The organism is Leeuwenhoekiella sp. H156 (genome assembly GCF_052218455.1).
GTDB lineage: Bacteria > Bacteroidota > Bacteroidia > Flavobacteriales > Flavobacteriaceae > Leeuwenhoekiella > Leeuwenhoekiella parthenopeia.
In genome coordinates, this window is the sequence record NZ_CP197499.1 from 3,227,884 (window position 1) to 3,253,949 (window position 26,066).

19 protein-coding genes and 1 pseudogene are annotated in these 26,066 nt (G+C 39.2%); 8 read left to right on the forward strand and 12 right to left on the reverse strand.

Translation table 11 applies throughout. From position 1 onward, the window contains the following. Positions 1–5 precede the first annotated feature (5 nt). The 3 genes from ACSSS3_RS13780 to ACSSS3_RS13790 all read right to left on the reverse strand — a co-directional run bounded on the left by ACSSS3_RS13780 (position 6) and on the right by ACSSS3_RS13790 (position 5,673). A complete protein-coding gene (locus ACSSS3_RS13780; protein ID WP_442845113.1) occupies positions 6–3,596 on the reverse strand; it encodes a SusC/RagA family TonB-linked outer membrane protein in 3,591 nt (1,196 codons plus the stop codon). A gap of 173 nt (positions 3,597–3,769) precedes the next feature. Next, positions 3,770–4,930, reverse strand: a complete 1,161-nt coding sequence (locus ACSSS3_RS13785; RefSeq protein ID WP_442845114.1) for a FecR family protein — start codon at positions 4,928–4,930, stop codon at positions 3,770–3,772. 191 nt (positions 4,931–5,121) lie between these two features. Next, complete coding sequence (locus ACSSS3_RS13790; RefSeq protein ID WP_442845115.1) at positions 5,122–5,673, reverse strand: RNA polymerase sigma-70 factor; 552 nt, start codon at positions 5,671–5,673, stop codon at positions 5,122–5,124. A 437-nt stretch (positions 5,674–6,110) separates the two neighbouring features. On the opposite strand from ACSSS3_RS13790, the gene ACSSS3_RS13795 reads away from it, so the two are divergent. Beyond that, positions 6,111–6,335, forward strand: coding sequence for a transposase (locus ACSSS3_RS13795; RefSeq protein ID WP_442845116.1), 225 nt, complete (start codon positions 6,111–6,113; stop codon positions 6,333–6,335). A 38-nt stretch (positions 6,336–6,373) separates the two neighbouring features. Here the strand turns inward: ACSSS3_RS13795 and ACSSS3_RS13800 are convergent, their stop codons facing one another. The 5 genes from ACSSS3_RS13800 to ACSSS3_RS13820 all read right to left on the reverse strand — a co-directional run bounded on the left by ACSSS3_RS13800 (position 6,374) and on the right by ACSSS3_RS13820 (position 11,531). Then, positions 6,374–6,925: a DUF998 domain-containing protein gene (locus ACSSS3_RS13800; protein ID WP_442845117.1), complete on the reverse strand. Its 552-nt coding sequence runs from the start codon at positions 6,923–6,925 to the stop codon at positions 6,374–6,376. 423 nt (positions 6,926–7,348) lie between these two features. Further along, a complete protein-coding gene (locus ACSSS3_RS13805) occupies positions 7,349–7,672 on the reverse strand; it encodes a putative quinol monooxygenase (RefSeq protein ID WP_442845118.1) in 324 nt (107 codons plus the stop codon). An 85-nt stretch (positions 7,673–7,757) separates the two neighbouring features. Further along, on the reverse strand, positions 7,758–8,336 hold the full coding sequence (locus ACSSS3_RS13810) for a Crp/Fnr family transcriptional regulator (RefSeq protein WP_442845119.1): 579 nt from the start codon (positions 8,334–8,336) through the stop codon (positions 7,758–7,760). A gap of 673 nt (positions 8,337–9,009) precedes the next feature. Then, positions 9,010–9,624 (reverse strand): class I SAM-dependent methyltransferase, encoded by a 615-nt coding sequence (locus ACSSS3_RS13815; RefSeq protein ID WP_442845120.1) that lies wholly within the window; start codon positions 9,622–9,624, stop codon positions 9,010–9,012. Positions 9,625–10,787: 1,163 nt separating this feature from the next. After that, on the reverse strand, positions 10,788–11,531 hold the full coding sequence (locus tag ACSSS3_RS13820; RefSeq protein ID WP_442845121.1) for a helix-turn-helix domain-containing protein: 744 nt from the start codon (positions 11,529–11,531) through the stop codon (positions 10,788–10,790). A 370-nt stretch (positions 11,532–11,901) separates the two neighbouring features. On the opposite strand from ACSSS3_RS13820, the gene ACSSS3_RS13825 reads away from it, so the two are divergent. The 7 genes and pseudogenes from ACSSS3_RS13825 (at position 11,902) to ACSSS3_RS13855 (ending at position 21,720) form a co-directional block, all read left to right on the forward strand. Next, positions 11,902–12,927 (forward strand): efflux RND transporter periplasmic adaptor subunit, encoded by a 1,026-nt coding sequence (locus tag ACSSS3_RS13825; RefSeq protein WP_442845122.1) that lies wholly within the window; start codon positions 11,902–11,904, stop codon positions 12,925–12,927. 18 nt (positions 12,928–12,945) lie between these two features. After that, positions 12,946–16,068: an efflux RND transporter permease subunit gene (locus ACSSS3_RS13830; protein WP_442845123.1), complete on the forward strand. Its 3,123-nt coding sequence runs from the start codon at positions 12,946–12,948 to the stop codon at positions 16,066–16,068. 15 nt (positions 16,069–16,083) lie between these two features. Next, positions 16,084–17,352: a TolC family protein gene (locus tag ACSSS3_RS13835; protein ID WP_442845124.1), complete on the forward strand. Its 1,269-nt coding sequence runs from the start codon at positions 16,084–16,086 to the stop codon at positions 17,350–17,352. A gap of 7 nt (positions 17,353–17,359) precedes the next feature. After that, entirely contained in the window at positions 17,360–17,959 is a 600-nt protein-coding gene (locus tag ACSSS3_RS13840) for a TetR/AcrR family transcriptional regulator (protein ID WP_442845125.1), read from the forward strand. A 29-nt stretch (positions 17,960–17,988) separates the two neighbouring features. Further along, positions 17,989–20,295 carry a GAF domain-containing protein gene (locus tag ACSSS3_RS13845; RefSeq protein WP_442845126.1) on the forward strand — a complete coding sequence of 769 codons (2,307 nt, stop codon included), beginning with the start codon at positions 17,989–17,991 and terminating at the stop codon, positions 20,293–20,295. 518 nt (positions 20,296–20,813) lie between these two features. Next, positions 20,814–20,921: pseudogene (locus ACSSS3_RS13850) on the forward strand (transposase); the annotation flags it as partial. A gap of 217 nt (positions 20,922–21,138) precedes the next feature. Next, the gene (locus ACSSS3_RS13855) at positions 21,139–21,720 is read left to right on the forward strand and encodes a helix-turn-helix domain-containing protein (protein WP_442845127.1); all 582 of its coding nucleotides are present in this window, start codon (positions 21,139–21,141) and stop codon (positions 21,718–21,720) included. A 17-nt stretch (positions 21,721–21,737) separates the two neighbouring features. On the opposite strand, the gene ACSSS3_RS13860 is transcribed toward ACSSS3_RS13855, so the two are convergent. The 4 genes from ACSSS3_RS13860 to ACSSS3_RS13875 all read right to left on the reverse strand — a co-directional run bounded on the left by ACSSS3_RS13860 (position 21,738) and on the right by ACSSS3_RS13875 (position 26,064). Next, positions 21,738–22,436, reverse strand: coding sequence for a phosphonatase-like hydrolase (locus tag ACSSS3_RS13860; protein WP_442845128.1), 699 nt, complete (start codon positions 22,434–22,436; stop codon positions 21,738–21,740). 6 nt (positions 22,437–22,442) lie between these two features. Continuing rightward, positions 22,443–23,597 (reverse strand): TIGR03364 family FAD-dependent oxidoreductase, encoded by a 1,155-nt coding sequence (locus tag ACSSS3_RS13865; protein WP_442845129.1) that lies wholly within the window; start codon positions 23,595–23,597, stop codon positions 22,443–22,445. Beyond that, a complete protein-coding gene (locus ACSSS3_RS13870) occupies positions 23,587–24,864 on the reverse strand; it encodes a DUF5690 family protein (protein ID WP_442845130.1) in 1,278 nt (425 codons plus the stop codon). Before ACSSS3_RS13870 ends, ACSSS3_RS13865 begins: the two co-directional genes overlap by 11 nt. 156 nt (positions 24,865–25,020) lie before the next feature. Next, positions 25,021–26,064: an alkaline phosphatase family protein gene (locus tag ACSSS3_RS13875; protein WP_442845131.1), complete on the reverse strand. Its 1,044-nt coding sequence runs from the start codon at positions 26,062–26,064 to the stop codon at positions 25,021–25,023. Positions 26,065–26,066: the final 2 nt, after the last annotated feature.

Genomic DNA, 26,066 nt, shown 5'->3' on the forward strand with positions numbered 1-26,066 from the left:
TAGGTTTAGAATTGTACATTAAGGCCTAGTGTGACTTTTGGTCCCTGTCGCAGTGCTCTGCTTCCTGTATAAAAATGATACTCAGGGTCTATACCGTAATCATTGTCTGCCCAGAGCAGTATATTGGAAACCTGTCCCCTAACCGTAACCTGATCAAGACCGGTGGTGCCAAAAATAGTTTTGGGCAAGCGGTAGACCAGATTAATATCCCTGATTTTTATAAATGATGCACTTATAACATTGGAATCACCCAGCACATAGTAGTTGGTGTTGCGGCTACCGTCTGGTGTACTGCTGTGTCTTGGTACATCTGTCGTGAGTTCATCACCAGGTTCCCTCCATCTCTGTAAAAATTCCCGATGTAAATTACCTGAAGTAAAATTGTATGTGTTTGCATCCAGTTGTGTCCCCTGATAAAAAGTATTAGCATCGCGACGCATCACATGGCCAAGACTAAAAGTGGTGTTTATATTTAAAGACAGGCTTTTGTATTGAAATGTATTTCCAAAACCACCATTCCATTTTGGTTGAGAAGTTCCCATGAATTTTATGTCTTCAGGCGTTGTAGCATTGGGGTCTGTAGTGATTGTGCCATCTGCAAGACGTACCTGAGGATCCCCGTTTTCATCAAGCCCCGCATAATCATATGCGAAAAGCGCAAATGAAGGATATCCCACCACAAAAAGCTCGTTTACCCGTACATTACCAGCAGAGGTTTCTTCTGTTAGATTGAGATAGGTTACCTCGTTATCATTTTTTGCAATATTGAGGGTCGTCGACCACGAGAAATCTCTACCGGCTATATTGAGACTCTGTATGCCCATTTCGTAACCATTATTTTCAAGATCCCCCAAATTGCCCGTTACGCTGCTGTAGCCCGTAAATGGATTAGTAGGGATAAGACCGAGCAAATCGGTTGTTCTTCTATTGTAATAATCAATTGATCCCGAAAAACGGCCACCTAAGGAAAAGTCCAGTCCCAGGTTCTTGGTTACCGTACGCTCCCAACTCAATTTGCTGTTACCGGGTGTAAGAATTCTTAAGCCGGTCTCCGGAAAGAAAAAACTTGATGTGGGTGTCAAAATATCAAAGGAAGCAGCTTCTCCCGGTGCCGGAGCATTCCCAGCAATCCCATAGGTAGCTCTAATTGACAATGAGTTAATCCATTCTGCTTTATCAAGAAATGCTTCTTTTCCAAGATCCCATTTAACACCGGCGCTCCATACCGGTTTGTTCTGAGCTGATTTATCTAAACCAAATAGATTACTTTGATCATTTCTTATACTTCCATTTACGGTGTACTTGAAATTGTAAGTATATGCCGCATTTGCATAATAAGAAGAAAATCGGGAAGTGGTTTCATTTCGGCCAAAATAGCGCTGTGATGAAAGACTGCTAAATACGAGACCATATTGAGGCAGGTTATAAGCATTAGGTTTCACCACATTATCAACTCTTGTCAGCGTGCCATAGTCTACCTGCTCATAACTTTGCAAACGATCGTCATAACCTCTTACCTCGTTAAATTTAGATACGCTTATCTGTTCCTGAGCTTCCTGCCCGAGCAGAACATTTAACTGATGTAGTCTGTCATTCCAGTCCATAGCATAGGACAACTGATTTCTTACGGTATAGGCTTCAACATTGGTATTACGGGTGGTGTACTTCCCGCCGGTAGAGGGCAGTCTGTATTGTGGACTGGCACCGGGACTGGATACCACTGTGAATTCGGCCAATTCGGTACGCTGGCCAATGGCCAAATGATCAATATAATCTTCGGAATCTGTGGTATTAACGGTATACCCATATCTTCCCTGAAAGCTTAGACCTTTAAAAAGATCGACTTCTACACCCAGAATGTTTCGAATGGATTTGCGTTTAGTCTTTGACGAGGCATAGCCTGTTTCTCCTAACGGATTATAACTTAGGTCCAATCGGCTGGCATCTTCCATTACATTTCTAATGGAATCATTAAGCTCAGTCATATGGTTTAACTCCAGATTGTTACCGTTTGCATCCTTAAAGAGTTGGTATGGTAGAAAACGGCTGTTTACGTTGATGTTGTTGGGACTGTACTGATCCTGATGGGTTAAATCGGTAATTACATCAAACTTAAAGCGTTTTCCCAGTTCAAAATTCTGTCTTAGGTTGAGTTTATAGCGGTTGTCTTTTTCTCCCGGGCGTGTACTTTGAGTGTTGGCATAGTTTCCAGAACCGTAAAACGTATAGCCTTTTTTACCGGCAGAAACGGATAGTGTGTGAGAGGTAAGTAGGGATGGGCGATACCACAGCTCATTGATCTGGCCTCTGTTGTCAATTGCAGCAAGGCTATCCAGGCGTTGTCTGGCAGTTACATCGCTTATAACTCCACGATAGCGATCGTACAAAATACGTTCATGAGGAGGAATCCCGTTACCACTAGTAGTATAATCTGTGACATTTTGGTAAGGTTGTAGTTCCGGATCGAAAATTTCTTCTGCTGTCCGAATAAATTCCTTGCTATTCATAGTATTTAAGTAGCCCTGATCCGGACGACCCTCCATCGTAACAAAGGTGTTGTAGTTGAACTCAACCTCGCCGGTTTGAGACCCTCTTTTGGTATTGATAACAATTACCCCATTGGCAGCTCTTGCACCCCAAATAGAAGCCGCAGTCGCATCTTTTAAAACCGTAATATCTCTGATATCCTGAGGATTTATATTTAGCAATCCTGAGATGTAGTTGGCACTTGCTGTGCGCGGTGCGATATCTGCAACGGGAATACCGTCTACAACGATTAGCGGACTTGATTGTAATACCTGAAGTGTAGATAAACCTCTTACCAATACCGGATTAAAGATTTCTGCTCCGGGACTACGGTTGATGGTAAGACCGGGTACAAGACCATCAAGCCGATCAGCAACATTTAAACTGCTACTTCGGTTTTGAAAGACTTCCATGTCGGGTTTTGAATACGAACCAGCGCTGCGTTCTTTAGCTATAGTCTGGTATCCGGTAGACACCAGTACTACCTCATCTAAGGCATTCACATCCTCTTTTAAAACAACTATTAGGTTTTTAGCGTTTTCGGGAGTGATAAGCACATCCTGATCTAAAAACCCAATGTAGCTGATGACAAGGCCCGAGCCGGCTTCAATATCAGCCAATTTAAATTCGCCTTCCAGATTTGTTGAAACTGCTCTTTGTGTGTTCTTGACCCGTACTGTGGCTCCTGCCAGTGGAACACTCAGGGAATCTCTAACTACACCGGTAACCTGTAAAAGTTGTTGATTTTCTGTTTGTGTGGGTGAGTCTTTCTTTTTTACAATAACAGTATTGTCTTCAAAACGGTAGGTAAACCCAATTGGATCAAGACCCCTGTTCAGTAAATCTGAAGTTTTTACGACCCCAACATTCACCTCGATAAAGGGAGTTTTCATTCGACCGTCAGACCGGTAAACAAACAGATAATCCGTTTGGGTTTTAATCAGGTCGAATACCTCCTCTAAAGAAAGCATTTGTTTTTCAGTTATAGTGATGGGGGCGTTTTGAGAAAAACCTGAATTAGGGCTGAAGGCAAATGCGGTTGCACACAGCAAAAAGATACATGTTCTCATTAGCAATAGGTGAATTCCATGGGATGTAACACCATGGGTGGGAGTCAATTTAATTTTCATAAATTTGTGGTAGGATTATTTAGACATTCAGTTGATTTAAGTAATTCGTTTTTAAAAGGAATTTTAGTTTGTTACTGTGGTAGGTGCTGACTTTAATTCCTTTTTTTATAGGCTTATTTTATCATAATCGTCTTATCTTTTATTTCAAATTCAACTTCACCTGTTAGTTCCAGGTTATTTAATAATTTTTCAATACGGTCTGTTCGTTTTAGACTTCCGGAGAAGGTATAGTGTTGTTTTTCGGTACTTAAAAATTCAACTTTTACATCGTACCATCTTGAAAGTTGTTGCATCATCTTGCTCAGTGTTTCGTCCTGAAACATAAAGAAGCCGTCTTTCCAGGCTGTAGCATAGCTTGTTTCAACAGATATAATTTCCAGATCGTTAATTCCAGCTTTATTTATAGCCTGCTGACCCGGTTTGAGGATAGAACTGCTGCGGCTTGTGTTAATAGCGATACTTCCTTCAACCAAAGTGGTATAAATCAGGTTGTTTTCAGTGTATGCGTTTATATTGAACTCTGTGCCTAAAACTTCTATCTTCTGCCGGTTTTGGTTTACAATAAAAGGCGACCCATCGTTAAGTTTACTGTCTGTAACTTCAAAATAGACTTCTCCATAAACGAGTTCTACTTCTCTTGTTTTTCCAGGGATAAACGAGACCGGATATTTTATTTGGGTATCTGCGTTAAGCCAAACCCGAGTGCCGTCTGCCAATTGAACCTGAAATTTTCCACCTCTGGGAACGGTAAGGGTATTGTATCTTACCTCACTCGTAGTTTCCTGAGGATTGTATAAAAGGTTATTATCAGCCAGATTTGCATCCTTTGAACTAAAGGAAGTGTTTTCAGCAAGTTCTATCTCGTTACCATCTTCAAGCGTTAAGACGGCTTTGTCAGAACCTGAAACGATGATTTGATGATTTAAATTCTTGTTGACCTGAAAAAAAGAGTCCCAAGGGGAATAATAATAACTACCTAATCCTAACCCAAAAAGGACAACTGCGGCAGCAGCATACCTCCAATAGTTACGTTTATTGGTTTGTGGAATGTGAATTCTGGTCTGAATATTTTTCCACGCAATATCTGTATCTATTTGAGCCAGGTTTTTTTCGCGTTCGGCCCAATAGCTTTTATCATTCAAATCATTAAGAAGATTTTCCTGATCTTCAACAGAAATAAAATGCTCTTTTTTAAGGAGCTTATTTTTTTTGCCTTTTAAAAAGCCTTCTGAAAGTTTTCTACTGTATTCCAGAATTTCTTTAAAATCTATCATAAATGAGTTCTCTAACTCTAGAACGATTAAATATTAATAGAGGGTTAAAAAAAGTTTAATTTTTTTTTAATTGTTTTGCAAATGGGATTGAAAAGAATAGTGAACGGGCGTAATTTGGCGGGAAAAATAATCAGAAACGCATCTAATCTCAGATTTTCTTTCAGCAGATTTATTTTTGATATAAAAACAAGCTAATTGCTGGAAATCATAATAATCGCAAGCAACTGATAATATTCTTTTAAAAGAGGGCGCATTTTTTTGTAGGCAATCTTTTTTTGAGCTTTTACCGTATTTATAGAAAGCGAGAGGCTGTCTGCAATTTCCTGGTTGCTATAATTGTTCAGGCTGAGTTTAATGATTTGAGCACATCGATAAGGCAGACTTTTCATAGCCTTCTCAATGAGGTAAGTGGTTTCTGAACGCACGACTCCTGTATAAAAAAAGCGATCAGACTCAAGCCATTCCATTTTTTCCAGATCGAACTGATGGTCAATAACTCGCACATATTTAGACTTCAATATATCAAGGCATTTATTTTTAACAGCGGTGTATAAATAACTTTTAGCTGCACTTTCATTCTCAAAATATACCTTGTTTTCCCAAACACGTATAAATACTTCCTGAACCGCATCTTTAGAAATCTGAAGATCTGTGAGGTAATTTTTTGCGAAAAGGCATAAAGAGGGGTAAAGTGATTTATAGATCACTTTAAATTCTGCTGTATCTAAGCCTAATTCTGTCAATTTAAAAGCCTAAAGTTTTGCTAAATATAGAATGTTTGTCAGAATATACTTGCCAGATTAGAAAAATTATCATTTACGCAATGAGGAATTGAATTTTTAAGTTTAATGTATTTAGCTCCTAAATTTTTACGCTTATTGCAATATTATTATAAATGGTAGTATTATTCTGAATAATCAATTTACAGAAAACTAAATCGAATCGGGTTTAAATCAAAATCAAATTGAAGAATTGATTCAGGTGGGATTTACCAATGAAGCATTGAAGTAACATCCGGTGACAAATGATATCTACAAGCGGGGAATAGATACCAATAAATCGGAAATTTTGAATCCCACGACTCCGATAGATCCCGGCCTGGATGAAAGGCTTAGCTCTGTAACCCTTATGGAAAACCTCAACATCAATCAAGAGGTATGAAAGTCCACAGGGCAGGTGTATGAAATACAGGCCTGGTACGGTAGAACCTATCTTCGGAACGTTAACTCATTTCGTGGGGTTAAGGAAGGTTAATTCCATTGGATCAAAGCAGGCCAATACGTGTATGCAGCTCGCTGCCATTGCCTACAACATTAAAAAGCACATCAACTTCCAATGTTTTCAACGGTATAAAAGCAGAAAACCTCTTAATTCTGTCCTTCTAAGTGAATCTTACAAGCCTTAGGCATGGTTAACGTAAGTTACTGAATAAGACAAAACCAACTATTTTACTAGCAACCGGGCTTTTTTCGGTTGTCGATAAAGTTTAATTCCGGTGTAGAATATCCATAAAAAATAGAAGAGGAAAACAATTCGCTGTCCCAATGCAGGAATATTAGGAAAGGCGATAAACCAAGTTCCAAACACAATAGTTAATATGGTAAAGAACAGGGTTGGCTTTTTTGCAGACTTCCAATACTCGGTTTGGCTCATCACTTTTGAATAGGTAAAAGCTCCAATGAGAAAGAAAATATAGCTCCCGATACTTCCAATAGTGTGGATTACCATTGTGGTTGATTGGGGATTGTCAAAATCGCCTGCAAATATTCCAGAAATGGACATAAAAATGCCACTCAATAAAATACCATAAAGGGGTAATTGGCTCGATTTGTTTACAGTTACATTTTTGTAAAGACCTATGGAATAAAAAGCTATCAATATACCGGTAAAGAAATAGCCGATGAAATTCCAAATATGTTTATTTGGTGCATCTACCGAACCCAGTTCGCTTATTGCTTTTGTGAGCATTGAATATTCTGTTCGAATAGAAGACATTACGAATGTGCTGGTGGAATTGCCTTATTGCAAACTTATTATATCAACGCTAAATATATCAATATCTCTAGATAATTAGCGGGAGAGGAATGCGTTTTATTGCTTATTAATCCTGAGGCTTATGTCTGGAGTACAGCCCGTATGCGAGGTTGGCCAATAGCCGAAAGCGCAATCCTAAGGATCACGATCAACCCAAAACGTTGAGGACAACGATATTTTGAGAGTATACTAGCGAATTATCTTAAAGGAAGGGTCTTGAATTTTACGAAACGCCTTACCTGCCTGCCGGTAGGCAGGTACGAGACCCGTATCCCGAAGCTTGGGAGTGGTGTGAGGGCTGCACTCTGTCATTTGGTGGAGGAGCCATCCACTTGATTATCAGCAAGGCTTTTTGCGTAGACGTTTATGCTGACATTGATAAACTCATTGTTTTGGACGAAATGATTGTAACAGGCGTATTCCTTCTTCAATAGAACCTTCCATCATTTCTAAAAGCTGTGGTGCTTTTTCAACCATCCTTTGGCTTTGAAGATGTCCTTCAAGAGCTGCCGTACTTTCCCAACGTTCAAAAATAATGAATTTCCCAGTTTGCCCCTCTACTTCATAAGCCTCATAGTCAATGCAGCCTTGGTCATAACGAGAGCTCGTAACAACACCTGTAATAAATGATTTCATTTCAGCATCTCTGCCAACTTTTGCCTGTGCTTCCCACAGCACTGTAACATAGTTATTTCCTGTCTCTTTCATTGCTTATTGTTTTTAAAATTTGACAATGCAAGGTTAGATACAAGGGAAGAAAAAAACGTTTACAAAAGACAAGAAAGAAAATTGACTACGATTTCTCCAAAATTCTTTTTCTGATGCGACTTAATGAAGTGGCTGTTACGCCCAGATAAGTGGCAAGCATATGTTGCGGAACTCTTTGCAATATATCAGGGTTTTTTGAAATAAGTTTTTTGTATCGTTCTTCGGGACTTTCTAAAATAAATGATGTCTGTGCTTGTTTGAACTGAATAAGCATTTGCTCTAAAAATTTTCTAATAAACTCATTCATCAAAGGAATTTCCACGTAAAGTCTGTCCAGATCTTTTTTATTGAGAACAAGTAATTCACAGGCTTCAAGCGTTTCAATTATTTCTTTGCTTTTTGTTTCTGTAATAAAACTGTCAAACGCACCAATGAAATTATTTTCAGTCGTTATGTAACTAGTGATTTGTTCACCGTCCTTTACATAGTATTTCCGTATGCAGCCATTGAGTACAAAAAATAATTCATCTGTTTGCTTGTCGTAAGAAACGAGTTCTTTTTTGGCATTGACTTGCCTAAAAGTCAATGCAGATGCCAACAAGTTTTTGTCTGCTTTTGTGAAGTTTACCAACTGGTCTGTATACCTAAAAAATTCTTCTGTCATTGTTGGATACGGTTATAAAGCACTTTGTCTGTTAAATGTAATTCTTAATGATTGCCTGTGCTGATAATTTTTTTCTTGTGTTGGGCTAAGAGGGCGATAGCCTTGCAGGTAAGGGCTTAGGAATGAAACTTAGGACATTTCGAAGCACTTAATTTTCCAAACGAAGCAGTGTTAATAGGTGGCGAAATCTTACGAGAATCATTGTATGTCCTATGTTTTATACCCATTATGCCTGTTGCACAAGTTAGTAAAAAGCTAACATACGGCTTACTTGTGATTTTACAATGGAGTTGTAATTTCATGGTATTCAGGAAAAACCTGTGCTGAGTTTATCGAAGTAAAAGTACATCACGAGCAGCTTTTCAACAGTTTTCGATTGAGTGAGCGCGTACGGTCACTAACTTTTACAGACGTTTAAAGGAAGCATTAAACCCTGATTTTCATTATGAACTCATCCGCGACTTTTACGGTAGACGTCGTCAAAAGAGTATTGATCCGGTAGTATTTTTAAAATTAGGGCTGGTTGGTAATTTGGAGAATCTGCCTCTGCCGGGATTCATCATCAGCGATCGTAAGCTTATCGAGCTTAGTTTTTCCATCATTGCAAAGTTAGCGATTGGCGTGGCTAGGATTTAGCATTTAGTATAAAGTGCTTATTAGAGGTGGCTTCTCCTCAGCTTTGTTCTTTACTTTTTCTGCATTTTATTATATAAAATGGATAGTTCTCTGATACCTCCGTTACTTCAAAAAGCCCAGTTTTACCAAATTCTTTTTCTATGGTTTCTTTGTCGTAAAAGAAGATTTTAACACCACCAAACATTTCAAATCGGTCTTTGCTTATTTCTGTGCCTTGTCCGTAAGTCTGAGCATCCTTTGTAATTGCAGTGAAAACCATAAATCCGTTTTCAGTCAACTGGTTAAAACAGCTTTGAATCAGTTTCTTTCTTTCGTCTTTGTCCAGTAAGTAGATTAATCCATAACAAAATATTCCATCATACCTATTTTTGTCAAAAGGCATTTCAGTTACAGAACCATGATAGATTTTCAATGCGCTCCCAAAATGTTCATGAGCTAAATCAATAGCAGTTTGAGAAATTTCTATTCCCGTTACTGTCATTCCGCTGTCTATGAAAATTTGGGCATTTCTTCCATAGCCAATTCCCGGAATCAGAACATTTTTTATGTTATGCTCAATAAAGAAATCATTTGTCAAAACGGTAGACTTTGCAGGTTCTGAACCCCACATTTCTTTCTTTTCCTTAAATGCCTCTTCCCAAAATTCTGTCATTGTTGTATACTTTTAATGTGGAGTAGTTTCATTTTAAAATCGCCCAAAAAGTATGAATAACACAACCGGTTAAATTCTATCTTTATAGTATCGCTAAATATATGCATATCTCCACAAAAGTTGAGGCCCACCAAATCGTTCGTAGCTTCCATCATTATAAATCAAAGTAATACCCTCAAAAGACCTAAGCTTTTATACCTGTTAATCTCTTAATCTAGCCTGTTCTGCTCTCCATTAACGGGCAGTTGACGTGCAGGCATCCTCCAGATGCTACCACATTCCTACCACAGTGCAACCACACTCCTACCACACTTTACCACAGATTTTGTAGTTGGATACGGTTTAAAAGTGGTTTTACAAAAGTAAATCCAAGACCAATCCTGACGTAAAGCGCCTTATACCATAGAAGTAGAGAGGAGGAAAGCTTCTATATATTTCGTTCCTGAGAAGAGTGACCCGTTCTGAAATAACTTTATAAAATTTTATTCTAATACTGAAATAGATAAAATTATAAGCGGGTTCTTATAAATAAATAGACAATCCATAATAAATTTTTAAGCCGATTATTGACCTTAATCGGCTCAATATTTTTTTGTATTTCAGTAAATTAACCAGTTTAATCGGTTCTTGATTTACAATTGAAAACAGAGATGCGTAATTTTCAGGATTTGGCATCCAAAAAACTATTCCTATCCACAGGTATGGGATTTAGTACACGCTATGAAATCAACTTTGAGGACTAAAGTTTTTTAAGCAGCGTTTAATATCAACCCTACTCTCGTTAAAGGCTTTAGATTACTTTTTCCACTTCTATTCTATCAAAGATGATCAAATACCATCAGTCTAAATGTTCTTTTAAATGAAGTAAATATTTGGTGATTACACCCGGTAATTCAGCTGTTAGATACAGGAAATATAGGGGGTAAGGAGGTTTTCAAATTAACTGCCACCCGGACTGAATAGGTAGTTAACAGTATATGTTTAATATCTAATCAAAAAAGTGGTGTCTGGATTGATGTCTTAAATTGACTAAGTCAGGTATCAGCAAAAATACTCCACTTGACCTCTAGCATATTGTAGTAATTACGGCGGGCTAGCCCGTTATAATTTAAAATTGCATTTGGCGCTTAAGGTTCGACAAGCCAGGTATTAAAATAAGGGTTTCAATCTTGATTTCGCTTTAAAGTGTTTCGGTAGTTTTTTGGGCTAATCCCAATGCCCCTTTTAAAGAATTTACCAAAAAACGATTGATCGCTGAAATTGAGCATCGTTGCAATCTCATTTATACTTAGGGCTGGGTTATCCAAAAGCATCATAGCCTCTTCGTTAACAATGCCTTCAATGATGGTTGAGGCAGATTTTCCCGAAATGGCTTTGGTTGTTTCGGTGAGGTATTTTGGAGTGATGTTTAATTTTGAAGCATAAAATGCCAAATTTCGCTGTTGTCTAAAATGCTCTTTAACCAAATGAATAAAGTTCAAAACTATATGTTCTTTTCTCGAGAGCGGTGCATTGATGTTAGTAGAATATTTCTGTCGGACTGCAGCTACTTCATAGAGTAGCGAGGCAAATGCTAAATAAAGCAATTCTTTTCCATAGCGATGTTGAGACTGCTCTTGATAAAGTTTCTGTAATTCGTTCATTTTAGCATTAACCGCCTTAAAGTCACGATTATCAAGACTGCTTTGGGGAGAATGTCCTGAGGTTAAAGTATGCAACAATTCAGAAGCATATTTTCCGGTGCCTGATTCCTTGATAAAATCACTGGTAAATAGCAATATGGAATGAATGCAATTTTCAGAGCCATTGAGTTTTTTAATATCATAAGGCGTGCCGGTTATAAGATCCCTGTATTTAGCTCTGTAATTTCTAAGATTAACGCTGTGTTCGGTACTTCCTTTTTTCATAAGGACAATTTGAAAAAAGTCACTTCTAAAATACCTGTAAAGCTTACTTATATCAGGTATTGAAACATCACACCGTATCCAAAGACCGTCGTGGAGAATGTTCTCCATTGTATATAATTCCTCAAAAGATACGTGATGGTCAACATTTTTATTTCGGGACATGCAGGTACTTTTTCTCAAAGTTAGAAAAACTTACCCAGTAAGTTTAGTGAAGGCTCACGCTGTTGTTATTGAAAAGAAAAGTTTATCAGTAGCTAAAAAAAACGACAATTAGACCAATCTTACAGATTTATGGCTCTTTTTAACGGGTGAAGGAGCCACTACTTTTGTCGATGTAATTAGTATAAATATAGAACTCAATTTTCGTTTTATGAATCAATTAAAAAATTTTTCAATAGCCATTGTGCTGGTATTCACTGTTATTAGTTGTCAGGAAACAGTAGAAGCACCTAAACAAAAATTAATTAAAGTGGCATTTCAAACCATTTCCGAATCGGAAATAGACCAAGAGTTATTGTATTCGGCCGATATCGAACCGGACAATACAGCTCAGATAGGTTTTGCCGTATCTGGGATTGTTAAGAGTATTGCTGTAGAGGAGGGACAATATATCAAGGAAGGTCAATTGCTCGCCACATTAGACGCAACTTCTTATAGCAATGCCTATCAAATTGCTAACTCAAGTTACGAGCAGACACTTGACTTATATACCAGACAGAAGGAATTGTATGATAAGGGAAGTTTACCTGCGAGTGATTTTAAAAGGATACAAGCGCAATTAGAGCAGGCAGAAGCTAACAAGCGCATGAGTGCTAAGGACTTATCAGACTGTAAACTGCTCGCTCCTATGTCAGGCATAATAACCAGAAAAAATATAGAAAGAGGTAGCACCGCAGGACCCAACATTAGTGCTTTTACCATTATTAAAACCGATAAGGTTTATGCAACGATGGCCGTTCCTGAGGTTGAGGTAGGAGCCTTACGCAAGGGAATGAAGGTAGCTGTTTTTGTACCGACTTTAAATGATACCCTTACAGGTGAAATCAATATCATCAATCCGCAAGCGGATAATATTTCTAAAACGTATCAGGTAAAAGTGAAGTTAGATAATAAGGAACAATTGTTACTGCCCGGAATGTTCTCAGAAGTAACTATTTATTCTGACAAAGTTAGAAAGGGAATTGTTATTCCTGCCACAGCAGTAGTGAGAGATGCTGATAATTTGACCTATGTTTTTTTGGTCAACGACAAGCATATGGCCGTTCGTCAACGTATTACTATCGGCTCGATTACCGGTAAGCAGGACATCGTGGTGGAGCAAGGCTTACATTCCGGAGATAAAGTGGTGGTATCCGGTATGACCCAATTAAAAGATGGAGTAGCAGTAACATTTTAACAGCGCGATACAAGAATAATGAAAACACGAAAAATTAATTTTATCGAAGCTGCCATGAAGAACAAAGAGGTCACTATTGTAGTTGTCTCTTTACTGGTAGTTTTTGGAATATATTCTCTTTTTAATATGCCTCGGGCAGAGAATCCTGAGATAGATATGCCGGTAGCCATGGTATATGCATTTTATCCAGGAGCAGACGAAATTCAAACAGAAAAACAGGTTACAGAAAAACTGGAGCAATACCTCTTTTCTTTTGAAGAAATCGATAAGCGTAAAACGCGCTCTCAGACCAAAGATGGTCAGGTATTTGTTACCGTTGAACTTTTTTCAAAGGTAAAAGATCGTAAAAAGTTTTGGTCCACCTTACAGCACGGGCTTAATTCAGAATTGAAACAAGAGCTGCCATCGGGCGTGCAAGGGCCTGTAGTTAATAGTAATTTTAGCGATGTTTCTGCAGAGATTATCTCCATATCTTCTGCTACCCGCTCCTATAGGGAACTTGAAAATTACTTGGACGTACTGGAAGATAATTTGAAGACGATACCAGAGGTATCTAAAATAAATAGATCGGGAGAGCAAAAGGAACAAATTTATGTAACCCTTGATGATCGAAAAATGCAACAGTATGGGTTTGATGTAGGAACAATTACCCAGGTATTGCAAAACCATAATGTGACCGGCTATTCAGGAGAGGTAACCGTTAATGAAAATACCATACCTGTATTTACTGAAAGTCAATACCATTCAGAAAAAGAAATAGCAGATCAGATTATTTACACAACCCCCAAAGGAGTAGTTGTGCGGCTTAAGGATGTAGCGAAGGTAGAACGCCGCTATGAAGAGGAAGCGTCTTATATCAGACTGGGTAATGAAAGAGCTGTGCTTTTATCTATTGAAATGCAATCCGGTAATAACATTGTAGCCTTTGGAGAGAAGATTACAGAACGACTTACAGAAATTCAACAGGATTTTCCAGACGACATTAACATTAATACCATTTTCAGCCAGCCTAAAGTAGTTGAGCATAGTGTTAGTCACTTTATGCTCGAATTTGGATTGGCCATTATATCGGTAGTCGTCGTTGTAATGTTGTTATTACCCTTTAGAATGGCAGCTGTTTCTTCTTTAGCAGCTCCCATTGCAGTTATGGTGACGTTTGGAATCATGAATATTATCGGTATCGAATTGCATCAGGTTTCACTTGCCGGACTAATTATAGTCCTTGGAATGTTGGTAGATGATGCGGTTGTGGTTGTAGATAATTATATTGATAAACTGGATGAAGGAATCACTCCATGGGAAGCTGCTTACAAAGCAGCCAAACAATTAGCACTTTCTATTTTTACCGCTACGCTCGCCATTATTTTTGCCTTTTTACCCCTTGCTATTTTTATGGAAGGGATCGCCAAAGACTTTATGGCTTCTTTACCGGTGGTGATAGCAGTGGCACTAACTGCATCTATGTTGATAGCATTGTTTTTAACCCCGTATATGTGTTTTGTCTTTATCAAGAAAGGGCTTCATCATGAGAAAGATCCGGAAAAAAAACACAGGAAATCCTTGCTAGATCGTATGCAATCGTTATTTGACAAAGCAGTAGCCTACTGCTTTAAACGACCTAAATTAACCTTAGCGGGAGGTGTGCTAGCGATTGTTTTGGCATTTGTAATAGCCGGAAATGTTGAGCAGGAGTTTTTCCCTGTGAGTGAAAGGGATCAGTTCAGTGTAGAGCTTTGGTTACCTAGCGGCACTGCCTTACAGGAAACAGAGGCTGCTGCATTACGTGTAGAAGAAATTTTAGGAAAAGATGAAAGAATTGAGAGCATTGCTAGCTTTATAGGAACCAGCGCTCCTCGATTTCATACTTCTTATTCGCCTGAAAGTCCACGCAGAAATTTTGCACAGTTGTTAATTACCACCATTAGTGATGAAGCTACGCAAGAATTGGTTAATGAATACCGTCCCAAATTTGAAGGTTTTTTAAGCGATGGCTATGTACGTTTTAAGCAGTTGAGTCTTCAGGAAGGAGCACCCATAGCCATTCGGGTGATTGGTGAGGATATGAAAGACCAACAGATGGTGGCAGATAAGATCATCTCTATACTGGAAAACGCAAATGGTACCAATTGGGTACGTAGTGATTATGAGGAAGATTACTTAGGGATCAGTTTACGTATCAATGAGAGTGCTGCATCACGCTTAGGGGTATCAAATGAAGCCATTACCCAGACGTTGGGATCAGGATTAAAAGGATACTCTGTCTCCAAAGTGTGGGAAAAAGATAAGCCTATTGATATTTTCATAAGACTCGATGCCAATAACAGAGATGAACTGAGTAGTATTGAAAACCTGCATGTAACCAGTTCTTATGGAATTGGAGTTCCGTTAAAGGAAGTAGCGGAAATAGGGCCTAGCTGGCATACTGGAGTTATCGCACACCGAAATGGTTTACGAACGCTTACCGTACTTTCAGAAGCCCAACTTGGAATTAAAGCCGCAAGTATTCTTGCGGAAATACAACCTGAAATTGATGCATTAGATCTTCCATCGGGGATACGAATTGCTTATGGTGGAGATGCAGAATCCAGTGCAGATAATATGCCGGGAATGCTTACTGCGCTGGCAGTGAGTATAATTTTAATATTTCTGACTTTATTATTTCAGTTTAAGACACTGGTTAAGGCACTTATTGTACTATCTACCTTTTTATTGAGTCTTTTAGGTGCTTTCCTGGGCTTGTTTGTAACTGGAAACCCTATGGGAATGACAGCATTTATGGGAATTATAGCATTGATAGGAATCGTAGTACGAAATGGAATCATTTTGGTTGATTATACCGATGAGCTCATCAAAGACCATGGTTATACAATTAAAGAAGCCGCTTTAACAGCTGCCAAGCGAAGAATGAGGCCTATTTTCTTAACCTCGGCAGCTGGTGCTGTGGGATTGGTACCAATGATTATAAGCAAGTCTCCGTTATGGGCACCATTGGGAAGTGTACTGGCCTTTGGATTGTTAGTATCCATGGTGTTGACTTTGTTTGTCATTCCGGTGATGTATTACAAATTTATTAAGCCGGAAAGCCCTGAATCAGACAATCAAGATGATATGCAAATCCAAAATGCGTCTTACCGTCATTAAATCACAAGGAAAATCATGAAAACACTAAGAACCTTATATTTTTTAGTACTGCTTTCACTAGGTATGGTGGGAGGTATTATAGCACAAACTAAAGAATACACTTTAGAAGAGTGTCGTGCCATGGCGCTTGCCAATAATAAAAAGATACAAAAAGCAACTTATAATATTGATGCTGCCAAAGCGGCTATGGCTTCTACCAATGCTTCAGCATTACCCACCCTCGATGGCTCGTTGCAGGGGGTTCATTTGGGAGATCCTTTAAGTACGCTATTACCATCTGAGATGGTTAATGCAGGACTTGATATAAAACAAAATATTTATTCCGGAAATAAAATGCGCTATGGTAAAAAGAGGGTAGCTAAATCAGTTGAGCTTTACGAGAGTCAAAAGGCAATGACGGAAGCTGAGGTATTACTGTCTGTCGAGACCTATTATTGGCAGGTGGTGCAGGCGACCGAAAATGTTAAGGTTGCCAATAAATACAGGGACATGTTAAAAGATTTGAGACAATTGTTTAAAAATTCGGTAGATGCCGGATTGACCTATAAAAATGATTTATTACGTGCTGAAGTTAACCTGAATAATGCCGAATTATCCATCCTTCAGGCTAAAGATTACTTAAAAATATGCAAACTATCCCTGGCACAGGTTATAGGTCATCCCTCAGATTCAGAGTTTACATTGGTTGAAGCACTTGACTACACCTATCAACCTGTTGTAGAACAAGGATCCATTGACAAACGTCCTGAAATAGCAATCCTGGAGAAAAGTTTGGAAATTAATGAATACCAAACCAAGATACTGCAGGCAGACCGATTGCCTCAAGTAGGTTTTTCTTTAAGTGGTCTTGCAGCATATGGGGATGGAGTGAATTTTTCAGATACGACCAATCAGATGTATACGTATTACGGGATGCTAAGTGTATCGATTCCTATCTTTAATTGGGGAAGGAACAAAAATAGTGTCAAAGAACAAAAATTCAAGGTAGAAGCGGCTCGAGTGGAAATGGAGGATAGTAAAGAGCTCTATAGCCTGGAGGCAACTAATGCGCAAATGCAGGTAAATCAGTCCTATCAGAAAATACTGCTTTCAGAAGCTTCCTTGCAACAGGCAGAAGAAAATTTGAGACTCGCCAATGATCGGTACAGTGTTGGAACCATAACCGGTAATGATGTTCTGGAAGCACAGGTAATCTGGGAACAAGCAATACTGGCTCTGGTAGAGGCCAAGGTAGAATATAGGATTAATTTGGCAACCTATAAGAAAACGACAGGAACATTATAGTTATACAATGGCCAATAAGAAATCCGATATTATTGATAAAGCAGTCGACCTTATTCTGGAGCAGGGGATAAGGTTGGCTTCTGTTGATAAAATAGCTTCAAGCTGCGGAATCTCTAAGAAAACCTTTTACCGATACTTCGAAAGTAAGGAAGCAATGCTTATGGAACTGGTACTCATTTATAGCAAGGATGTGGAACAGTTTTTAAGATTGAATGGTGAGTTAGCGCCCAATGCTATGGCAGAAATGTTGGCATATGATTCTTTCTTTGAAAAAAAGTTCAGGTATGTGCTACCTGATGTATTTGTAAAATTGAGACGTTATTATCCGGATGTAACAGAAATCATCGAGTATCAAAAAAAACATGTGCTTGAACCTTTTATCGTTCAAAATTTAGACAGGGGAATAAAAGAGGGGTTTTATAAAAACACCATTGACAAACAACTTGATGCAAAGGTGTACTGCTATCAACAGGAGCAACTCTTGCACGATGTTCAACTTAAAAGAGAGGAAAGGCATCAAATTTCCAGACATATAGCCTATATGTTTTTAAGAAGTATTGCAACCCAGAAAGGAGAAGTTTATCTCTCTTTACGAACTACCGAATAATTTTTTCATCTCATTATATGTACTCATCTATGAGAAAAATCTACGATGAAAGTCCTTTTTGTATAGAAATGTCCTTAACAAAGATGCTTGCATATTGGGAAAAGCTGGCCAGTGATGCAGAAAACTATAAAAGTAGCTATGCCCAGACCTTACTTAGGGATGTCGAAGCTGCGGGGCTTGCCGAATCGGTATTGGATCCTTCGAAGGACTATTTGAATAATGAACTTGTAGGAGCTGTATTAAATGAACTCTTCACCCAACCTTTGGCACATTTGGAAATTAAAGCTATAGCTGCTCCTTTTACAACCCATTTTTTTTATGTAAATAAAGCCTTTTCAACAATTTTAGAAGAAGCAGGAACTGACTATAAACCTACGATAGATAATATTTCTGCCGAAAATTTTTATATCCTCGCCTGTTGTTACATTTTAAAAACGCTTTATAAATATGATCTGAAGATAGATTTTCCCATTATAATGAATATTCCCGATGCTAAGGGAGTTATTCAGTATTATAAACTGAACTATCATTTAGATTTTGCAGAAATTAAGACTACCAATCGCACCAGAAAAATAAAGCCCGAAGAAATAAAGTTCCTGTTGGATAGCGGTCCTGATATGGAGATCTGGAAACGTTTTTTTCCGGTTGAAAGTTATGTACTCAGGGGTTTTATGGTCGTTAGTTTACAGGAGGTAACTTCAGAGACAGCCATCTCAAAATTGAAATCTATATTGGTGCGATCCCTTGATTCAGATTTAGATGTGCAGCAACAGATTTTACCGCTGTTTCGCTCGCTATTCAATATTTGTGATCTCAACGGAAGTTTTTACCTTTTTGATCACGCTCAAAAGCAGTTCGGTACACTTCGACGTTTTGATGGGATTACGCAATCAACGTCACTGGAAATACATCTTGAACAAGTTGTACACGACTGTATGCTGCAAGTCCTATCCAATAATCGCCCTTTGATTATATCAGACACGAGCAATTGTTCACAGAAGGAAGCGATGGGCTTAGCAAAACAGTTAGTCGCTGAAGGAATCGCAAGTTGTATCCTGGCTCCTGCAATACGGCAGCAAAAACCCATAGGTGTAGTACTGTTTTATTCAGCTCAAAGAGGGGCAATCCATGCAGTTATAGAAGAAAAATTACAGCTGGTGATACCCATTCTTACCGATAGTATTGAACGCTTGGTTTTGGAGATGGAAAATGAGATAGAGGCAGTGATTCAAAGGGAATATACTTCCATTCACCCCAGTGTTTATTGGAAATTTAGAGAAGAAGTAATAAAAAAAATCGATCCCTTCGGTATAAATCATTTAAACCGTGAAAATAAGGTATTTGAGGATATTGTATTTAAAGATGTCTACGCTCTTTATGGACAAACAGATATCAAAGATTCCTCTTTGAAAAAAAATGAAGCTATCTTACAGGATCTCAAGGCACAGCTGAAATACCTGCAATCATTATTTAGTCTTTTGGAAGAGGCATATCCTGTACCTGTAATACAGCAAACGCTATTTACGCTGAAGAATTTTGAGACCGAATTAGAGGCGTTCTTTCAAAATGAGTTGGAACACGTACACTATTTTATAGTGCAGGAGATACATCCTATTCTTTCGAGTTTGTGTGAGCAGAAATATCAAGATGCTATTAATACCTATTTTGGGCTTACTGATAAGAATACAGGATTATTCTTTAAGGCCAGACGGGATATGGATGATACCATTATGATGATTAATAATTCACTTACGTCTTTATTAGATGCCAGAAACTTAAAGGCTCAGAAAATGTTTCCGCACTACTACGAGAGATTCAAAACTGACGGAGTAGAACATAACCTCTATATAGGAGCTTCCATAGCACCTGATCGAAAATTTGGAAAATTTTATATTGATAACTTAAGATTGTTTCAGTTGGAAACTATTTGTGAGATGGAGTTTCTTCATCACAAACAAAACAGACAGCTCCCATGTCAGTTAGAGGTGTCTTCCCTAATATTTGTTTATGGTGCACCACTTTCCATCCGATTCCGAATTGATGAAAAGCAATTCGATGTAGACGGTACTTATAATGCACGTTATGAAATGGTAAAAAAAAGAATTGATAAGGCACATGTAAAAGGAACCTCAGAGCGAATTACAGCACCTCATACTATTGCTATCGTATACCAGAGGGAGCGTGATAGACAAGACTACATACGATATGCTAAATACCTTCAGCATAAGGGATATTTAACCCCAGATTTGGAAGTCTTGGAAGTCGAAGACTTACAGGGAATTAGTGGATTGAAAGTTATTCGGGTAAAACCAAATTATGAAAGGTTCGAAAACTGATAGTTAAGGAGAAGAGGTAAAACGCATACTTCAGACCTTTTTATCCGACAAAAAAAGCATTTAATACGCTACAATATTTTTCGGAAGTTTAAACACTTAATTTCATTTTCAACTAGTACCCATCGTATTTTGATTAAGTTGCAGATTTATATTATAAGCATCTCAATATCATATATTTAAAATGTGTTAGACGAGCACTACTCCTTAATCTACAGGAACTGGAGGATAAGGAGTTCATGGAATGGAAAATTAATAACGAGGAAGTTGGAAGGGTTAAACTAAACTCTGTCTTATTTGATATATTCATTAATTTGAATGAAACAGAATTATGACACCAAAAGGGAATCAAGAATTTGAGTAGAAAGTGCCTCATCAGTTTTTTCAGATAAGAGTTTGTTTGTAAGGATGATGCTTTTTGTCCTGTGCTCAAGAACTTCATAGAAAAGCCCTTTCTGCCGATATGGATGAGCATCTGGACATTGATGACCGACCCCGGGAATAATTAGCGTAATGGGAAGGGAAAGAAAAACCTCAAGACTGGTCTCGGCTCTTTTGAGATTGATACCCCGCAGGACCGTCAAAGTAGTTTTGAACCCGAACTGCTCAAAAAGCGTCCGGCCATTTAAATAGATAATCTTTTTCTGTGTTTTAATTTCAGTATTCCACTTACCCGAGTATTCCTAATGTGGAGCATTTTCAATTACTTATTGAAAGATTTATATTGTTGAATGATATTTCGCAACTCTGGAGTAATTGGTATTTAAGATTCAAGGAAATCTTGTTCAATAAGGCTTTTTGAATGAAAACATTTAGGATATTTAGCGTTGTTAAAAAATTAGACAAGTGAATGATTATATAATAGATATTGGTAAGCGAATACGAGAAATTAGAAAGGAGAAAGGACTTACCATTAGTACAATTGCAGCAGATGCAGAAGTGAGTAACGGATTAATATCGCGTATCGAAAATGGAAGAACCATTCCATCACTGCCAGTTCTTTTAAATATAATTAATGCGATTGATGTAGCTGTAGCCGACTTTTTTGGTAGTCTGCCCCAAAGGGGAAAGGCCAGCTTTTTGGTTTCGCGTAAAGCAGATTATGCAATCCTGGAGAAGGAAGTTGATGCCCGTGGATTTGAGTATAAATCGATTTTTGGAAAGGCACTATCATCAATAGCCTTTGAAGCTGTGTTACTCGAAATACAACCAGGTTCTGAACGTGCCAAGGTAGAGACCAATGCCTACGAGTTTAAATATATGCTCAGCGGAAATTGTGTGTATTTCATAGGGGACGAAGAGGTCATCTTAAATGAAGGCGATTCCATCTTTTTTGACGGAAGAATTCCTCATGTGCCTATCAACAGAGGTGATATCCCCACCAAAATGCTGGTGATTTACTTTTATTTACCAGATTTAGAAAACTAGCAACTTGCCAGTCCTGTTTAATGAAACAGGTTTTCGCCAAAAAGCAGTTCTTCAAGATCGGTTATCACATCCAGGATATAATCGGGTTTTGCGGCTTCCAGTTGTTGCCGGTTCTGAGCCCCGCTTAGCACACCTATAGTAAGTCTGCAGCCTGCATTTTTCCCTTCAATAATGTCTATTTCAGAATCCCCGGCTTTGAGAACTGCTTTGGCATTCGTGATATTGAATTCACGCATGGCTTTATAAATCATATCAGGGTTTGGTCTGCCGTTTTCTACATCGTCTGCGGTTACCATTAAATCTATTTCGCGACCTGTTTTCCAGTCCAACTTAGTCAATATTTTAGTAGCCGTTTTGGCATCATAACCCGTGTTAAGAACGACTTTGATGTCGTGGGTTTTCAGCTTCTTAAAGAAAGGCAATATACCTTTGAAAGTGCCGATTTCCTGAGTGTCGTAAGCTGATTCCAGAGCAGGTTTGAATGCGGCAAAGGCGGTCTGAGCTTCCTGTTTGATGGCTTTAGACCTGGTGCAGTTTTGCAAAACGTCAATAATGGCCTGATGCTTTTCTTTCCCGGCACCATACTTAAGCACCTGATCCAGACTTACCTTATACCCCAGGTCATTGATGACTTTTTGTACGGTTTTATAAACGATGTTGTGTTCATTAACGGTGGTTCCTGCCATATCAAAAACAGCAAGCTTTATGGTATTCATAGGGCTTTAATTAAAAAGGGTGTTTATGTGTTCTTTAGAAAAACCGGCACTTCCGGTCATTCCCTTACCGCCTATTCCGGTGGCGATGTGTATGCGTTCCCCAATGTTTTCCAGATAAATATCCCGGGTTTTGCATTGCGAGTAGATACCGTACCAGCGGTCCTGAATTGCATACGTGGGCAGATCAAAAATCTTTTGGGCTTCGGCAATCATAAAATTATCAATGTCCATATTAAGTCCGTAACCCAGGTCTTCAGCCCGCCCGGCATCAGCATACTCGTGCGAGTCACCTAAGATTATTGAACCATCTGTGGCTTGCTTAAATAAGATATGCACGCCCCATTTCTTTTCCGGAGTATCGGGATTTTCTTTGGCTTTAATCGCAGCAAACGAAGGACATTCGGCAAAGGCTTCATAACGTCTGATAGATAATCCGGTCAGGATAGATCCGGGCAGTTTGTAATTGGGTTGCGGTTTGGTCTGAAGCATCTGAAGTTTTGAAAGTTGCAGATCGCTTTCCGCAAATAGTTTAGGGTAAAGGGTTTTAAAATCGCTGCCGTTACAGATCAGGACTTTTGCTGCTTTAAAAATACTCCCGGTGGCGGTATTGATGTGCACTTCTTCTGTATTTTGCTCCAGAGATATGGCCTGTGTATTGGCATAAAAATCCAGTTTTTTAAAGTCAATCAGATATTTAAGCAAACGATGAATCATTGTGCCTGGCTCAACGGTTACTTCTTCAGGAAAGAACAATCCGGTTTTTACATAGTCTGCACGCAAGCCAGGGTATTTAGACAGGCATTCAGCTTTTGTGAGTAATGAAGAGGGGTATGCGTTTTGCTTATTTATAGCTGCAAGTTCTTCTAGTAGTTGTACTTCTTCTTCATTCGAAGCCAGATAAACCGAACCGTTTTGGCGCATACTGATGTCAAAAGTTTTCTGAATTTCCTTGTAAACTCGAAGGCTTTCGCGCCCATAATGTTGCCATTTGGTATTCATTCCCGAAGGTACTACCTGCCCAAAATTCCGGGTGGTTGCACCCTGCGGGCGGTTGTCTTTTTCCAGAATTGCAACTTTTAACCCTTTACCAAGGGCGTGATAGGCGTGAAAGGTGCCCAAAACACCGCCACCTATTATGAGAAGGTCATATTTAGTTTTCATAAGCCAGAGCATTGAAATGGCTTTTACGGTGCTTCCTGCGCAGGTTGAAATAGGAAATAACAACGCTAAGTGTGCCCAAAAAGGCCAGTACATAAGCTCCGTTTACAAAGAACCTAAGCCACGAAATACTGCTGAGGCCAAAATTCTTATAAAGCAAAACGCCTATACTGCCCAAATAACCAAAGGCATCAGCAAGATAGATGAGGAAGCCTGCATTTCCGTTGATACGAAACGCTGCAATAAACCGATCAAAGAACAACGCGTTGAAAGGCACGTAGCAGGTGTACAGCCCAAAGCCCGAAATTACCATCCAGTAAAACGGATCAAGAAGCCCTGCCTGTAGCAAAAATGTGGAGCTGCCTATGGCAAACGTACCCATAAGTAAAATACCATGATAGGTAAGTAAAGCTTTGAGGTTGTTCTTTATTTTATAAACCGATGCCAGGATGCTAAGTACCAAAATTGCAACTGCGGTCTCAGAACTGCTGTACACCGAAATAGCACCGGCATATCCCAAACTGTCCCAGAGTTCCCTTGCAAAATTGTCCCGAAGGTCCCTAAACGCCGTCAGCAAGGTATAAAATACAATAAGTGTCACCAGCGGAAGCGCAAATTGCTTCAGTACGGCCAGTCGTTCTTTTTGTTTCATCGGTACCCGTTCTACGCGTAGGATTTTATCTTCCTGGGTAGGGGGCGGAATGGTCTCCAGTGCCCAGGCAAAAAACAAAAGCGGAAGCATAAACAGGGCTCCGGTAACGGCGGGCATCCAGAATTGGGAAATACCCCAACCGCTCATTACGGCCAAGCCTACCGATTTGACCACACCACTGGAGACGATAAAGCTGGTGCATAATAAAACGCCCAGTATTTCGGTATATTTTCTGCCTTCTAAGTACGAGAAAACGATGCCCCAGATCATTCCCAGAGGCAGACCGTTTAAAAACATAAAGAAGATGTTGTAGGGTTTGGCAACCCAGCCAAAAAGTATCAGGGCTACTTCTGAAAGTCCGATTAGACTAACTAAATACACGAAGCGTTGTTTGGCCTGTAGTTCAGAAATGACCTTTATGCCTATAAACTTGGAAAGCATATAACCCAGTACCTGCGCGATAACAAGCAGTATTTTATAATCAATCCCTAAAAAGGTCAGGTTCTCAAAAGTGGCTACTGCAAAGGGTTTTCGAAAGGCATACATACAAAAGTAGGCGCCAAAGGCGGCAACAGACGCCCGGCTGATAAACTTGAGCTGTTCGATTTTTATACCCATGATTTCAGGTTGAAATAAACCAGCCGGAAATATGCTGCCGGCTGGTTTAAAAAAAATCCAATAAAAACAAACTTAAACGAAACACTTAAAGATGTTACTTGAGGTAAAAATATCATATTCAAAACTGAATTATGTTTCGTAATTGTAAACATTTTGTCATTTTAAACTCTTCCGGATGCGTTTGGCAACTTCAGTAGTATACAGTTGTTCCGGGCTTGTGACTTCGCCTTTAGAATTAGCTTGACTTCCCAAAATAATCATCCAGGTTTCATCGGCGCCGGGAATGTTACTTCCGTGGCTTTTCCAGGTTTCGAGCGGTTGTGTGCCGCGACCATGATCTGTAGTGATGATCAGGGTGGTTTGGTCTTTGTAAAACCCGTCAGTCTGAACAAACTCCCACAACTCTTTAAGAAATGCATCGGTGGTGTGTGCAGCATGGAGATAGGCATCATATTCACCATCGTGGGCAAAATCATCGGTTTCGCCATAGGCGATATAGGTAAGTACGGGATGGTTTTTCTTCAGGTACTCTAAAGCATAGTTGTGGGTAAAGGCATCCAGGCGAACACTTCCCCAGGGACTCGGGATCTCCTGTTGAAGCTTGTTAAGGAAAACCTCCCTCTGGGTCAAATCAATTCCGTTTGCAGGCGTAAATCCTGCATTTACAGGGATACCGCTGCGTTTATCATTGATAATGTAGGGGAAGACATCCCAGCTGCCAAAAGCGGCCACTTTACCCCGGTATGTATCTGTATTATTGAGTTCTTCCAGTACCGTTACGTTTGGATTGTAAATCTTATCATTGCTGGTGATGTGTTCATCATCGGCCTTACCGGTAAGGATTTCGTTATAACCGGGATACGAAAACCACATAGTGTTGGTGAGGTTTACCTTGCTGCCTCTGTTTCGGTTCCCGTGTAATTCCCCCAGCTCAACCGCTTCAGTCCAAATAAAGGGAAGCAATGCTTCGCGTCGCGCCCGGGGTGTTTCCCTCCAGAAACTTGCTTTTAAAGCGGTGGTGTCATCCACATACTCTTTGTTGCGAATGAGCAGCGGGTCAGCACCGGTAAAAAGTTCCTGCCAGCGAAAGCCATCGAGCGTAATTAAAATCACTTTTTCGTCTATCTGGGTTTGTGCCTTAAGGGAGGGCAAATTGCTTGAAATAAGCAAAACGAGAATACTTAATTTTTTGATCATCATAT